Origin of the sequence: Salinarimonas sp. (genome assembly GCF_046292825.1) — a bacterium.
Classification (GTDB): domain Bacteria; phylum Pseudomonadota; class Alphaproteobacteria; order Rhizobiales; family Beijerinckiaceae; genus Salinarimonas.
Genome location: NZ_JBKBQG010000008.1, coordinates 19,079 through 32,644, shown reverse-complemented (window position 1 = coordinate 32,644; position 13,566 = coordinate 19,079). Strand labels below are relative to the sequence as shown.

Annotated in this window: 10 protein-coding genes; 3 read left to right on the top strand and 7 right to left on the bottom strand. The window is 71.0% G+C overall.

Translation table 11 applies throughout. The features are described from left to right. Positions 1–156 precede the first annotated feature (156 nt). The 6 genes from ACK4UM_RS06285 to ACK4UM_RS06260 form a co-directional block, all read right to left on the bottom strand. A complete protein-coding gene (locus ACK4UM_RS06285; protein ID WP_409796949.1) occupies positions 157–1,164 on the bottom strand; it encodes a TRAP transporter substrate-binding protein in 1,008 nt (335 codons plus the stop codon). A gap of 53 nt (positions 1,165–1,217) precedes the next feature. After that, a complete protein-coding gene (locus tag ACK4UM_RS06280; protein WP_409796947.1) occupies positions 1,218–2,495 on the bottom strand; it encodes a TRAP transporter large permease in 1,278 nt (425 codons plus the stop codon). Continuing rightward, positions 2,492–3,052 (bottom strand): TRAP transporter small permease, encoded by a 561-nt coding sequence (locus ACK4UM_RS06275; protein WP_409796946.1) that lies wholly within the window; start codon positions 3,050–3,052, stop codon positions 2,492–2,494. Before ACK4UM_RS06275 ends, ACK4UM_RS06280 begins: the two co-directional genes overlap by 4 nt. Further along, positions 3,015–3,767, bottom strand: a complete 753-nt coding sequence (locus ACK4UM_RS06270; RefSeq protein WP_409796944.1) for a FadR/GntR family transcriptional regulator — start codon at positions 3,765–3,767, stop codon at positions 3,015–3,017. Before ACK4UM_RS06270 ends, ACK4UM_RS06275 begins: the two co-directional genes overlap by 38 nt. 348 nt (positions 3,768–4,115) lie before the next feature. Then, positions 4,116–4,634, bottom strand: coding sequence for a YceD family protein (locus tag ACK4UM_RS06265; protein WP_409796942.1), 519 nt, complete (start codon positions 4,632–4,634; stop codon positions 4,116–4,118). Positions 4,635–4,648: 14 nt separating this feature from the next. Beyond that, positions 4,649–5,179, bottom strand: a complete 531-nt coding sequence (locus ACK4UM_RS06260; protein WP_409796940.1) for a ubiquinol-cytochrome C chaperone family protein — start codon at positions 5,177–5,179, stop codon at positions 4,649–4,651. Between the two features lie 115 nt (positions 5,180–5,294). On the opposite strand from ACK4UM_RS06260, the gene ACK4UM_RS06255 reads away from it, so the two are divergent. The 3 genes from ACK4UM_RS06255 to ACK4UM_RS06245 all read left to right on the top strand — a co-directional run bounded on the left by ACK4UM_RS06255 (position 5,295) and on the right by ACK4UM_RS06245 (position 8,791). After that, a complete protein-coding gene (locus tag ACK4UM_RS06255) occupies positions 5,295–5,780 on the top strand; it encodes an outer membrane protein assembly factor BamE (protein ID WP_409796938.1) in 486 nt (161 codons plus the stop codon). Between the two features lie 137 nt (positions 5,781–5,917). Further along, on the top strand, positions 5,918–6,631 hold the full coding sequence (locus ACK4UM_RS06250; RefSeq protein WP_409796936.1) for a L,D-transpeptidase: 714 nt from the start codon (positions 5,918–5,920) through the stop codon (positions 6,629–6,631). 381 nt (positions 6,632–7,012) lie between these two features. Further along, positions 7,013–8,791 (top strand): acyl-CoA dehydrogenase C-terminal domain-containing protein, encoded by a 1,779-nt coding sequence (locus ACK4UM_RS06245; protein WP_409796934.1) that lies wholly within the window; start codon positions 7,013–7,015, stop codon positions 8,789–8,791. 7 nt (positions 8,792–8,798) lie between these two features. On the opposite strand, the gene ACK4UM_RS06240 is transcribed toward ACK4UM_RS06245, so the two are convergent. Further along, positions 8,799–13,553, bottom strand: a complete 4,755-nt coding sequence (locus ACK4UM_RS06240; protein ID WP_409796932.1) for a DUF3320 domain-containing protein — start codon at positions 13,551–13,553, stop codon at positions 8,799–8,801. Positions 13,554–13,566 lie beyond the last annotated feature (13 nt).

Genomic DNA, 13,566 nt, shown 5'->3' with positions numbered 1-13,566 from the left:
GCGCCGACCAGCCGCCTGGTCGGCGGCACGATAGCGTGCTCCGCACGCGTCTTCGTGCTGGGTCCCCATTCCCTGCGCCGCTTCGCGGCTCCGGCCGGGGATGACACCGATCGGACCCCCCTCCCCGCCTCGCGGCGGAGAGGGGGTGCGGTCGCCTCACTGCCCGCGCAAGGTCGCGAGCTCTTCCTGGATGCGGGCGACGACGTCGGGGCCGATCTGCTCGGCGTGGCGCTCGTAGACCGGCTGGGCGCGCTCGACCATGCGCTGCTGCTGATCGGGCGAGATCTCGTTCACCCGCATGCCCGCCTCGCGAATGCGCGCGAGCGACTGATCGGAGAGCTCGCGGCTCGCCGCGCGCTGCGCGTCGCGCCCGAGGATCGCGCAATCGCGCAGGATCTCCTGCTCGGCCTCCGAATAGGTGTCCCAGATCGGCTTCGAGAACAGCACCATGAACGGCGTGTAGGCGTGGTTGGTGATCGAGAGATAGCTCTGCACCTCGTAGAATTTCGAGGTGTCGATCGTCACGAAGGGGTTCTCCTGCGCGTCGATGGCGCGCGTCTCGAGCGCGGTGAAGACCTCGCCGAAGGCCATCGGCGTGGCGTTCGCGCCCATGTTCTGGAAGGTGTCGAGGAAGATGTTGTTCTGCATGACGCGCACGCGCATGCCGTCGAGATCCTCCCACCGCTCCACCGGACGAACCGAGTTCGTGAGGTTGCGGAAGCCGTTCTCCCAGTAGGCGAGATTGACGAGGCCGAGGTCGGGGAGCATGTCGTTGATGAAGTCGCCGAAATCGCCGTCGAGAATGGCGTCGGCCTCCTGCGCGTTGGCGAAGAGGAACGGCAGGTCGAACACGCCGAGCGCGGGCAGGATGCCGACCAGCGGCGAGGAGGAGGTGACGACCATCTCCTGGGTGCCCGAGCGCAGCGCCTGCGTCGCCTGCAGATCGCCGCCGAGCGCGCCGCCCCAGAAGGCGGTGAGCTGCATCCGGCCGTCGGAACGCTCCTGCATGCAGGCGTTCATGACGGAGATGCCGTTGCCGACCGGGTGATCGGCGTTGACGCCGTTCGAGACGCGGATGTTGCGGTCGCGGATCTCGGCCGAGGCGGGAAGCGCGATGCCGGCGAGAAGGATCGCGGCGGCGGCTGTGAGAACGGTCTTTTGCATGAGTTTCCTCCGTTTGCGTTTGTGACGTCGGTTTCTTCTTCTCGCTCGCGCCCCTAGCGCAGCCAGCGCAGGGGCGTGAGGACGAGCTCCGGGAACAGGACGAGCAGGAACAGCACGCAGACCTGGGCCAGGAGGAAGGGGAGAATACCCCAGACCACCTGGCCGAGCGGCACGCGCGAGACCCCGCTCACCACGTTGAGGACGATGCCGACGGGCGGCGTGATCAGACCGATGCAGGTGTTCATGACGAAGATCACCCCGAAATAGACGGGGTCGATTCCCGCCTCGCGGACGATCGGCATCAGCACCGGCGACAGGATGAGAATGGTCGGCGCGAGGTCGAGCGCGGTGCCGACCACGAGCACGAGGAGCATGATCACGAAGAGCAGGAGCTTCGGATTGTCCATCAGCGGCCGGATCAGGCCCCCGATCTCGGCTGGGATGTTGGCGCTCGTGATCAGCCAGGCCGAGACGAGGGCCGCCGCGACGAGGAAGAGCACGACCGACGTCGTCTTCGCCGCCTGCAGGAAGACGCCGTAGAGTTGGGCGGGCTTCAATTCGCGATAGATGAACATGCCGACGAACAAGGCGTAGACGGCCGCGACCACGGCGGCCTCGGTCGGCGTGAACAGGCCGAAGCGGATGCCGCCCAGGATGATCACGGGCATCATCAGCGCCCAGCCCGCGCGCCCCGTCGCCTTGAGCCGCTCCGACCAGGGCTGGCGCGGCAGGGGCTCCACCGTCTCCTTGCGCGAGACGATCAGCCAGGTGATGCAGAGCGCGACCGCCATCAGGAGGCCCGGCACGATGCCCGCGAGGAAGAGCTGCGTGATGGAGACGTTGGCGGCGACCCCGAAGATGATGAAGGCGATCGAGGGCGGGATCACCGGGGCGATGATGCCGCCCGACGCCATCAGGCCGGCCGCGCGCGGCACGTTGTAGCCCGCCTGGCGCATCATCGGAATGAGGATGGAGGCGAGCGCGGCGGTGTCGGCGGCGGCCGAGCCCGAGAGCGAGGCCATGATCACCGCGGCGATCACCGCGACGATGCCGAGCCCCCCGCGGATGTGCCCGACGCAGGCGACCGCGAAGGCGATGATGCGCTTCGACAGCCCGCCCGCGTTCATGAGCTCGCCGGCGAGGAGGAAGAACGGGATCGCGAGCAGCGTGAACGTGTCGGCGCCCGAGATCATGTTCTGCGCCACGATCTGCGTGTTGAAGATGCCCATGTGGAACATGAGCACGATGCCGGTGAAGATCAGCGCGAAGGCGACGGGCACGCCGATCGCCATGGCGCCGAGCAGCGCGGCGAGGAAGACCGCGATCGTCATTGCGCGCGCCTCCCCGTGGCGGACGGGTTCTCCGACGCCGTCGTCACCTCGTCGACATGCTCGCCGGCGAAGGCGCGCACCTCCTCGTCGGTGACGCGGCCGAGGAGAATGCGCGCGAGCCGGATGCCGGCGATGAGGGCGATCATGCCGCCGGTGAAGAAGCCGATGCCGTAGACCCAGATCATCGGCATGCCGGAGACCGGCGCGCGCATCGTGGCGTTGATCGGCGCCTGCAGCCAGGTGCCCCAGAAGAACACGCCCGCGCAGCCGATGATGATCAGGTTCGAGAGCGCCATGCAGACGAGCCGCCCGCGCCGCCCGAACAGGCGCACCATGGTCTCGACGCCCATATGCGCGTTCTCGCGGAAGGTGATCACCGCGCCGATGAAGGTCAGCCACACGAAGAAATAGCGCGACATCTCCTCCGAGATGACGATGCCGCTGTTGAAGCCGTATCGCAGCACGACATTGCCGAACACCATCGCCACCATCGCGACCAGAAGCGCGACGATGACGAATTCAAGTGGTCGGAACAGCCAGTCGATCGCCTTGCGCATCGCTGCGTCTCCTCCTCTCGCGCCGCTCCAGCGCCACGCGGATGTCCTCCCGCGCGGCCTCGATCAGGCTCGTCAGCGCTCTTGCGGCGCCCTTGGGGTCGCGGGCGACGATCGCGTCCGCGACGGCTCGGTGCAGCGGGAGCGAGCCCCGCGCGGTGCCCATGTCGATCACCGACAGCCGGATCGAGACGCGCAGGGCGTTGTCCAGCATCGGCGCGAGCTGGCGCATGAACTGGTTGCGCGTCCCGTCGAGAATGGTGCGGTGGAAATCGAGATCGGCGGCATGGTAGTCGCCCTCCCCCTCGACCGCCGCGCTCATCCGCGCGAAGGCGTCCTCGAGGGTCGCGTCGGGGAAATCCGGGTTCTCGGCGCAGAGCGCGGCGGCGAAGGGCTCCAGGCCGAGCCGGAAGCGCACGAGGTCCTCGGCGAATTCGCGCGTCAGCCCCGCCTCGAGCCGCCAGTCCATCACCTGCGGATCGAACAGGCTCCAGGTGTCGAGAGGTTCGATCGTGGTGCCGTGGCGGCGGCGCACGCGCACCATGCCCTTGGCCGCCAGCGTGCGCATCGCCTCGCGGATTACGGTGCGCGAGACGCCGAGCGCCTCGCCGAGCTCGCTCTCCGTCGGGAGAGGCGCCCCGGGCCGGTAGCGGCCGCCCACGATGCCCGTGGCGATCCGCTCGACGGCATCCTGGTGGAGGGTGCGGGTGCGACGCATGGAAAGATCATACGTATGATCTTTCGCCGCATAACCCCGATTCGGTGCTGCCCCGCAGCAATTCGTCGCGGCAGCGCGAAAAGCGGGCGGGCGCCTCGGTCGCGGATCGAAGCTTGGCGAGGTTTGCCGCCCTTGTCATCCCGGGCCGCGAAGCGGACCCGGGACCCATAAGCACGACGTTGATTTCGCAGCCTATAGGCTGCGTATCGCCGACGATCCGTGCTGCACATTCTGTGCGGTCGCGGAGCGAGCGCGGCATGCGCGCTCGAACGATCGTGGAGCGTATGGGTCCCGGGTCCGCTTCGCGGCCCGGGATGACACCACCCCATCGACCGACGAAGTCTCCACTCAGCCCTTCTCGTCGCCTGTCGTGAGCCCCTTGAGCTTGGCGAAGGGGCTCTGCGCGTCGCTGTCCACGATCGGCTCGAAGGCGACGCCGGGCTTCTTCGGGTAGGGGTCGAGGCCGAGCGCCAGGAACTCGGCGGTGAGCGCGCCGAGGTCGATCTTGCCGTCGACGATCTCGTCGGGCGGATCGAGCTTGCGGGCCTCGGCCTCCGCCTCGTCGACGGGGGCGGTCGCGGGCGCGAAATCGACCTCGACCGTCTCGTGGACGTCCTGCTCGAAGGGCTCGAGCGTGACGACGCAGGTGCGGGTGACGCGGCCCTCGACGGTGCCGGTCACGCCGACGCGCTTGCCCCCGCCCTCGAGCTCGAAGCGGCCGACGAGCGCGTGCACCGCGGGGAGGCCGAACGCGCGGGCGAGCGCCTCGCGCTCCGCCTCGCTCGCCTCGATGCGGACCCGCTCGCCCTTGGCGGGCAGGCGATCGACGGGCACGAGGCGGGTCAGGGGAAGCGTTTCGACGGTCATGGCTGGCCTCCTCGTCAGAACGTCTGCGGCGCGGCCGGGAAATCGGGGCCGGCGGCGAAGAGCGCGTCGAGATCCTGGGCGGCGAGGCGCGCCTGCGCCTCGAGCGCGTAAGCGGCGAGCGGGTGGGCGGGTTCCGACGCGCCGACGACGTTGCGCCCGAGCGCGAGGGCGAGACCCGGCGCGTCCTTCGCATCGAGCAGCGGATCGTAGGTGCGGGCGCGGCCGTAGAAGGCCTCGGCGAGCTTCTTCATGCGCTTGGGCACGCCGAGATCGCCGACGCCCATCTCGCGCAGCATGTGATCGAGGCTCTTGAAATAGGCGTCCACGAGTTCCTGGGCGGCGTCGTCGGCGGGCGCCGGCAGCGTGCGCATGTGGCGCAGCGTCAGGACCATATGCAGGGCATAGGATTCGAAGCGGCCCTCGACGGTGTCGGGCACCCCCATGTCCCGGTAGAGCCAGGGCGCGCGCGCGGCGACGGCGACGCGGGTCAGGAGCGTGTCGATTAGGACGCGGCTCGGGTCGGGCCGGAAGAAGCGGAAGATCATCGGGGCGCCCTCCAGGCGTTCGCGCCTTGCCAAACGACACGTGTTCGGGGTACGCCAAACCGCCCAGCGCGCGCAAGCCGTCCTCGCGCCGCAGACACCGAGCCGGACCCGCCCCATGCGTCTTTCCTCACGAAGCCACCTCGAGCATCCTTCCCGCCGGGGCTTCCTGCGCCTCGCGGCGACCGTCGCCCTCGCCGGCGCCGCGGGCGCCTGCACGATGGGCGGAATCAGCGAGGAGTTCCAGGCCGGCTACATCCTCGACGAGGCCGCCTTCGCCCAGGTTCGGCCCGGGCTCGGCGCCGAGGCGGTGCTCGAGCTGATGGGCACGCCGTCGACCGTTTCGACCGTCGGAAACCAATCCTGGTACTACATCAGCCAGACCATGGTGCGGCGCGCGGCCTTCATGCGCCAGGAGATCGTCGACCGCCGGATCGCGGCGATCTACTTCACGCCACAGCTGCGCGTCGAGCGCACGGCGCTGTACGGCCTGCAGGACGGCGTCGTGTTCGATTTCGTCTCCCGCACCACGCCGGCCGGCGGCGCCGAGCCGAGCTTCGTCGGCAACCTGCTCCAGGGCCTCGGGCGTCCGCGCGCCCGCTGAGCCGCCCCCGCCCGCCGCATCGGCGGATCGGGAGAAATCCTATTCGACCACGATCGCGCACCGGCCAGGGAACCTGAGCCGGTGCGTCCGCTTTGGTTCGGCGACAAAAGAGCATTCCCTGACCCGCGAGGATCCCCATGCTCACGCGCCGCACCTTCTTGGGCGCGGCGGCGGCGTTCGTCGCCTCCGCTCGCCTCGACCCCTTCGGCTCCACACAGGCCCACGCCCAGGTCCACGACGGCTGGTATGTCGGCTTCATTCCCGACCGGCCCCATAACATCCCCTTCGTCGATCCCGATCGCCTCCCCGCCCATCTGCGCCGCACCGTCATGCGCTACGACGGGCGCGAGCGGCCGGGCACGATCCTCGTCGACACCTCCGCCCGCCAGCTCTTCCTGATCCGACCCGGCAACCGGGCGATCCGCTACGGGATCGGGGTGGGCCGCGACGGCTTCTCCTGGTCGGGCACCGCGACGGTGGGCCGCAAGGCGCGCTGGCCCGATTGGCGCCCGCCGGCCTCGATGCGCCGCCGCCAGCCGGAGCTGCCCGTGCACATGGAGGGCGGCCTCGACAATCCGCTCGGCGCCCGCGCGCTCTACCTGCACCAGGGCGGGCGCGACACGCTCTACCGCATCCACGGCACCAACGAGCCCTGGTCGATCGGTCAGGCGATGTCCTCGGGCTGCGTGCGCATGCTCAACCAGGACGCCCTCGACCTCTACGAGAAGACGCCGGTCGGCGCGACGGTGCGCGTCCGCCACGGCATGAACCGCGACGCCTTCGCCGCGCTCGACGCGCGCGAGGAATACGGCTCCCTCGACCTCGCCCAGAGCGTCCGCGGCCTCTTCTGAGGCGCCGATCGTCGGAAAAACCCGGTCCCGCCGCCCCCCATCGCGGCGGGATCGTCGCATCGGCTGTCGTCCTGGGCCGCGAAGCGGACCCGGGACCCTCGACGAAAAGTCCGAGCGCGCGCGCATGCCGCGCTCGCTCCGCACCTCGCGGCAGCATCGATCGTCGAAGAAAAACGCAGCCGACAGGCTGCGACCCGCCGGTCGTGAGTATGGGTCCCGGATCGCCTTCGGCGTCCGGGATGACAACCTCGCGTTTATCATGCAGGCTCGCCGGCGTGACGCTCCTCATCACGATCGCGCGGGTCGGGGCGGGCGAGGGCTTGGCTCCCGAGCGTGTATAGTTTATATGTGAACTAACTGACGCCACAGGAGAGAGACGCCATGCCGGTCTACAAGGCCCCCGTCGCGAACACCGCCTTCATCCTGCAGGACGTGCTCCGGATCTCGGATTATGCCGATCTCCCGGGCTTCGCGGACGTGGGCGAGGACACGCTCGTCGCGATCCTCGAGGAGGGCGCGAAGCTCTTCGAGAACGAGTGGGCGCCGACGAACCGCGACGGAGACGTCCAGGGCTGCACGCGCCACGCGGACGGCCGCGTGACGACGCCCGAGAGCTTCAAGGCGGCCTACCGCGCCTATTGCGAGGGCGGCTGGCTCGGCATTTCGGTGCCGGAGGAATTCGGCGGCCAGAACCTGCCGTCCACCGTCAACACCGTGATGCAGGAATTCGCCTCCTCGGCCAATCTCGCGCTCGCGATGTATCCGGGCCTCACCATGGGCGCGGTCGCCGCGCTCCTCGTGCACGGGTCGCAGGCGCAGAAGGAGACCTATCTGCCGAAGATGATCGACGGCTCCTGGTCGGGCACCATGAACCTGACCGAGCCCCATTGCGGCACCGATCTCGGGATGATCAAGACGAAGGCCGTGCCGAACGGGGACGGCTCCTACGCGATCACCGGCACGAAGATCTTCATCTCGGCGGGCGACCACGACCTCACCGAGAACGTCGTCCACCTCGTCCTCGCCCGCATCGAGGGCGCGCCGGCCGGCACCAAGGGCATCTCGCTCTTCGTCGTGCCGAAGGTGCTCGTGAACGAGGACGGCTCGCTCGGCGAGAAGAACCCCGTCTCCTGCGGCTCGCTCGAGCACAAGATGGGCATCCACGGCAACGCCACCTGCGTGATGAATTACGACGGCGCCAAGGGCTGGCTCGTCGGCGAGGAGAATCGCGGGCTCGCTGCGATGTTCGTGATGATGAACGAGGCGCGCCTCGCGGTGGGCGTCCAGGGCCTCGCCATCTCCGAGGTCGCCTATCAGAACGCGGTCGCCTACGCGAAGGACCGCCTCCAGGGCCGCGCGCTCACCGGCCCGAAGAACCCCGACGGCCCGGCCGATCCGATCATCGTCCATCCGGACGTGCGCCGTACGCTGATGACGATCCGCGCGATCAACGAGGCGGCGCGCGCGCTCATCCTCTACACGGCGCTGAAGTCCGACGTGCGCCACCGCTCGCCGGATCCGGCCGCGCGCCAGGCGGCGGACGACTTCATGGGGCTCCTCACCCCGGTCGTGAAGGGCGTCTTCACCGATCTCGGCTTCGACAACGCGGTCAAGGCCCAGCAGATGTTCGGCGGCCACGGCTATGTCGAGGAATGGGGGATGTCGCAATTCGTCCGCGACGCCCGCATCACCATGATCTACGAGGGCGCGAACGGCATCCAGGCGATGGACCTCGTCGGCCGCAAGCTCGCCAAGGACGGCGGGCGCGCGGTGATGAGCTTCTTCCAGGAGGTCGGCGCCTTCTGCGAGGGCGCCAAGGCCGACCCGGAGATGGCGCCTTACGTCGGCCCGCTCGCGGAGGGGCTCGGGCGGCTCCAGCAGGCGACGATGTGGTTCATGAACAACGCCATGGCCAAGCCCGACAATGCCGGCGCCGGCGCGACCGACTACATGCACCTCTTCGGCCTCGTCGCCATGGGCTACATGTGGGGCCGCATGGCCAAGGCCGCGCTCGCCAAGAAGGACGCGCCCGGCATGGCGGACACGCTGGTCGTCGGCCGCTTCTACATGGAGCGCCTGATGCCCGAGACCGCCGCGCAGCTCGCGCGGATCTCGGCGGGCGCCGACACGACGATGGCGCTCTCGGCCGACGCCTTCTGAGGCGCGCTCACGGGCCGGGATCGGCGGGCGGGGCGATCCGCCCGTCGCGCTCGCGCAAGCGCCCCTCCCCGATCGCCGCGGCGATCACGACCTCGACCCGCGCGCGCAGATCGGGGCCGGTGCGTTGGAAGCCGAGAAGCCGCACGATCGCGGTGACGCATTCCTCGCGCGCGAGCCCGCCATTTTCTGCGAGCGCGCGCAGAGCCGCCGCGCGGATCTCGGAGGCGGCGATCCGGTCCGCGCGCTGGAGCGAAGGCGGCGCGGCCGAGCGGTCGCGCACCGGCGGCGTCCGCATCTGCGCGCGGGTGGCGAGGAAGCCCTCGGCGTCGACGCCCACGGCGCCCGCCTGGCCCGCGATCCGCAAAGCCTGATCGGTCGCCGCGACGATGCGCGTGCCGGCGCGCTGGGCGCCGAACAGGCTCGCCACGCGCCGCGCCACCTCCTCCGCATGGATCGGCCCCTCGACCTCGGCGATCGCGGCGACGATGCGGGCGAGCTCGCGCGGCGGGCACAGATGCGCCTCGACGCCGCGCGGGACGGGCGGGCTCGCGATCGCGTAGGGCTCGCCGAGTGGGGGCGACGCGGGCGTCGATGCGGGCTCGTCGGCGGGCGCGGGCTCCGGCGGCGGCTCGACGGCGGGAGGCTCCGGCGGGGTCGGAACGGGCTCCTCGCGCGCGCGGCGCAGGGCCTCGGCGAGGCGGGCGATCTCGTCGGCGCGGCGGCGATACCAATCCGAGCTCCAGATGCGGTGGAAGCGCCAGCCGAGCCCCTCGAGGATCTCCTGGCGCAGCCGATCGCGCTCGCGCGCCCAGAGCGAGGTGTGGTAGCGCGCGCCGTCGCACTCGATCGCCATGAGGTACCGCCCCGGCCGATCCGGATCGCGCACGCCGAGATCGATGAAGAAGCCCGACGAGCCGACCTGCGAATCGACCGCGTAGCCCATGCCCTGCACGACGCGCGCGACGTCCTCCTCGAAGCCCGAATCGAAGCCCCGCCCGCTCGGGCTCGCGACGTCGAGGACGCCGCTCTCCGCGAAAGTCAGAAAACGCTTGAACACCCGCGGGCCCTCGCCCTTGGCGCGGGAGAGGTCGATATCGGCGGGGTCGAACGAGGCGAAGACCTCGCAGCGGAAACGGGCGCGCGTGAACAGCACGTTGAGCCGCCGCTCGCCGCCCTCCCCCGAGACCGGCCCGAAACTCATCGAATCGAGCGGGCGGCCGGCCTCGCGCGGGCCGTAGCCGACGCTGATCAGGATCGTGTCGCGCTCGTCGCCCTGCACGTTCTCCAGATTCTTCACGAACAGGCTCTCGCCGCCCTCGTTCGTCGCGATGAACTTGTCGAGCGCCCCGTCCTCGCGCCGCGCCTCGTCGAGGAGGCGCGAGACGAGGTCGCGCTGGGCGGTGGAGAAGGTGACGATGCCGAGCGAGCGCGCGGGCTTGCGTGCCGCATGCGCGGCCGCGGCGGCGACGACCGCGCGCGCCTCGATCTCGTTCGTGCGCCGCCCGCCGCGATCGTAGGCGCCGGCGACGCGCCGCAGGACGAGCCCGTCTTCCTCGCGCGTCGCGGCGGGCGCGGGCGGGAGGACGAGGCGGCGGTAGAATTCGGCGTTCGAGACCTCGATCAGAGAGGGATGGCGGGAGCGGTAATGGGTGAGGAGCATGCGCTCGGGCAGGCCGCGCGCGGCGCACAAGGTGAGGATCGATTCGAGCTCCGTCGCCTTGGCGGCGCCTGCGAAGGCGTCGCCCGGCGCCTCCTCGTCGTCCTCCTCCGGTGTCTCGTCGACCATGAGACGGTCGAAGAAGCTCGTCGGCGGCAATTGCTTCGAATCGCCGACGACGACGATCTGCCGCCCGCGCGCCGCGACGCCGAGCGCGTCCTCCGGGCGCCCCTGGCTCGCCTCGTCGATGACGACGAGATCGAAGGCGATGCGTCCCGGCGGCAGATATTGCGCGACCGAGAGCGGGCTCATCAGGAAGACCGGCTTGATGCGCTGCAGCGCCCCGCCCGCGCGCGTCACGAGACGGCGGATCGCCATGTGCCCGCGCTTGCGCGCGATCTCGCCGCGGATCACCCCCATCTCGCCGAGCGCCCCGCGGGGCAGCCCGGCCGCGTGGCGGGCGCGGATCGTCGCGGCGAGCACCGCGCGGCGCTCCCGCTCGAGGCGCGCGAAGGTCTCGACGAGCCGGTGGCGTTCGGCGCCGTCGAGCGCGGCGAGGCGCGGGACGGTCTCGATCGCGCGGCGCCACAAAGCCTCGGCGCGGGCATGGCGCAGCTCTTCCGCCGCGTCCTCGGGGGCGAGCCTGCCGTCGGCGAGGCGGCGGGCGACGTCGCCTGCGCCGAGCGCCGCGAGCGCGGCCTCGCCGCGGGCGAGATCCACATGGCCCTGATAGGTCCCCTCCCCCGCCGCATAGGCGGCGGCGCGCGCGGCGAGATCGGCGAGCGGGATCGCGGCGAGATCGGGCGTGCCGAAGGCGCGGGAGAGATCGATCTCGAGCCGCGCGACGAGGTCCTGCGCGGCACCCGCGACCGCACGGCCGGCATCGGCGAGCGTCTGGCGCGCGGCGGCGGCCTCGTGGCCGAGCGCGCGCGCCTCCTCGGGCGTCATCGCCGGCAGGAGCCCGGCGCTGCGCGCCTCCGCGACCCAGAGTGCGACAGTCTCGAGATGGAAGAATTCGGTCCGTCGCCCCCGCCAGAGCGGCCCGAGAAGCGTGCGGAGCTCGTCGCCGATCTCCTCGAAACTGCGGATTTGCGCACGCAGCGCGATCAGACGGTCGATGGCGGCCAGCCGTGCCTTTGGCGCCGCCGGAAGCGGCTCGGCCATCAGGCTCGCGAGCATGCGGGAGTCGGTGCGATAGCGGCCGAACAGGCGCGACAAAAAGGAGCCCACGCCCGCCGCGATCCCGGCCCGGATCGTCGCCGTATCCGCCTCGAACGCGGCCGGGATGAAAGCGGCGCTTTCCCTTGCGATCTCACTAGCATCGGCGAGCGCCATCGCGAGCAGCGTGTGCGCTTGGTCGAGAGACTTCGGCTCTAAGGTCGCGAGCGCGCTTGCGGTGGCGACGTCCTCCGGCGCGTCGGCGACGAGGGCGAGCGCGCGGACGAGATCGAGGACGCCCCTGAGGTTCTCCGGCGCCGCAAGCCCGATCCGGGCCGCCACCTCGCCCGCACGCGTCGCGAGCGCCGCCGTCGCCTGCGCGAGCGCCTCGGTCGTCGGCACGAGACGGGCGACGTCGAGCGGTTGCATGGCGAGCGCGCCGATTCCGCGCCAGGTATGCGCGTCGGCGCGGCCGTGGCGCGCGGTGGCGTCGGCGAGCGCCGCGACCTCGGCGGCGAGGCGGGCATGGGTCTTCGCATCGAGATCGCCGAGGCCCGTCACCGCGATCTGCGGCGGCGGCAGAGCGAGCCCCGCCGCGCGGGCGAGATCGCCGAGCGCGCGATGGGGGGTCGCCCCGGTCTCGCCGATCGGCGCGTGCAGATCCTGCGTGATCGCGTCGAGCGCATCGCGCACCGCCGTCAGCCGCGCGTCGAGGGCGGCGAGATCGGGCGCGCGCTCGGCATGGTCCAGGGTCTTGCCGAGCTCCTGCGCGACGAGCCGCTTGTTGGCCGTGCGCGCGTGCAATTCGAGGCAGACGAGCCCGAGCCCCGCGCGGGCGAGGCGCTGGTGGACGACCTCGAGCGCGACCATCTTCTCGGCGACGAACAGAACCGTCTTCCCGTCGTGCACCGCGCTCGCGATCATGTTGGCGATCGTCTGCGACTTGCCCGTGCCGGGCGGACCCTGCACGACGAGGCTGCGGCCCGTGCGCACCGCCTCGATCGCATGCGCCTGCGAGGCGTCGGCATCGACGACGTGGACGAGGTCGGCGGGAGCGAAATGGCGGTCGAGCGGCGCATCCTCGGGCAGGAGGCCCGCGCCCGCGCCGTCGAAGCCTCGGGCAAGCAGGCCGGCGAGGAGCGGATGGGCGAGGAGCGCGCCGCCCTCCCAGCTCTCGGGCTCGAGATCGTGGAACATCAGGAGCTTGGCGAAGGAGAAGAAGCCGAGCTCGGTCCCCTCCCGGTCGATCGACCAGCGCGGGCGCGTCGCGACGGCCTCCGCGACGGCGTCGAAATAGGCGCTCGGCGCGAAATCCTCGCCCTCGGGGATCGGCGGCAGCACGATGCCCTGCTCGCGCAGGCGCTCGGCCAAGGGCAGGTTGAGGCCGAGATCCTCCTCGCGCGCGGCAAGGTCGAAGGTCGACCGGCGCGCATCGCGCGACAGCCGCACCGGCAGGAGGAGGAGCGGCGCCTCGCGGATCGTCTGCGCGCGCTCGTCCTCGGTCCAGCGCAGGAACCCGAGCGCGAGATAGAGGACGTTCACGCCCTGCTCCTCCTCGACGAGCTTCGCGTCGCGGTAGAAGCGCAGGAGCTTGCGTTCGAGCGCGGACGGGCCGAGCCGGGTGAGGAGACCGTCGGCGGGCGCGCTCTCGGAAAAGGAGAATGCGGGCGCCGCCTCCCCCTCCTCCGCCTCCTCCGGCTCGCCCGCGGCGGCGCGCGCGGCGAGAAGAGGGTCCGGCCGGAAGCGCAGGCTCTCGCCCTCGCGCAGGAGGCGCTCGAACAGAGCGTCGGGAGAGGCCGCCACGATTGCGAGCGTCGCCGGGCGCTTGGCCGAGCGGTTGACGTGGACGAGCCGGTTGCGCGTGCCCGTCTCGATCAGGCGCAGCCGCGCGGCCTCGAGCTCGCGGGCGACGCGCGCGGGATCGGCGCTCGGCATCTCGGCGTTCACGGATCAGGGCCCC

Bases quoted from the DNA above. Each gene is read 5' to 3' on its own strand.
- ACK4UM_RS06250 (WP_409796936.1), top strand. From the start codon at position 5,918: ATGCTCACGCGCCGCACCTTCTTGGGCGCGGCGGCGGCGTTCGTCGCC.
- ACK4UM_RS06275 (WP_409796946.1), bottom strand. From the start codon at position 3,052: ATGCGCAAGGCGATCGACTGGCTGTTCCGACCACTTGAATTCGTCATC.
- ACK4UM_RS06285 (WP_409796949.1), bottom strand. From the start codon at position 1,164: ATGCAAAAGACCGTTCTCACAGCCGCCGCCGCGATCCTTCTCGCCGGC.
- ACK4UM_RS06265 (WP_409796942.1), bottom strand. From the start codon at position 4,634: ATGACCGTCGAAACGCTTCCCCTGACCCGCCTCGTGCCCGTCGATCGC.
- ACK4UM_RS06260 (WP_409796940.1), bottom strand. From the start codon at position 5,179: ATGATCTTCCGCTTCTTCCGGCCCGACCCGAGCCGCGTCCTAATCGAC.
- ACK4UM_RS06245 (WP_409796934.1), top strand. From the start codon at position 7,013: ATGCCGGTCTACAAGGCCCCCGTCGCGAACACCGCCTTCATCCTGCAG.
- ACK4UM_RS06280 (WP_409796947.1), bottom strand. From the start codon at position 2,495: ATGACGATCGCGGTCTTCCTCGCCGCGCTGCTCGGCGCCATGGCGATC.
- ACK4UM_RS06255 (WP_409796938.1), top strand. From the start codon at position 5,295: ATGCGTCTTTCCTCACGAAGCCACCTCGAGCATCCTTCCCGCCGGGGC.
- ACK4UM_RS06270 (WP_409796944.1), bottom strand. From the start codon at position 3,767: ATGCGTCGCACCCGCACCCTCCACCAGGATGCCGTCGAGCGGATCGCC.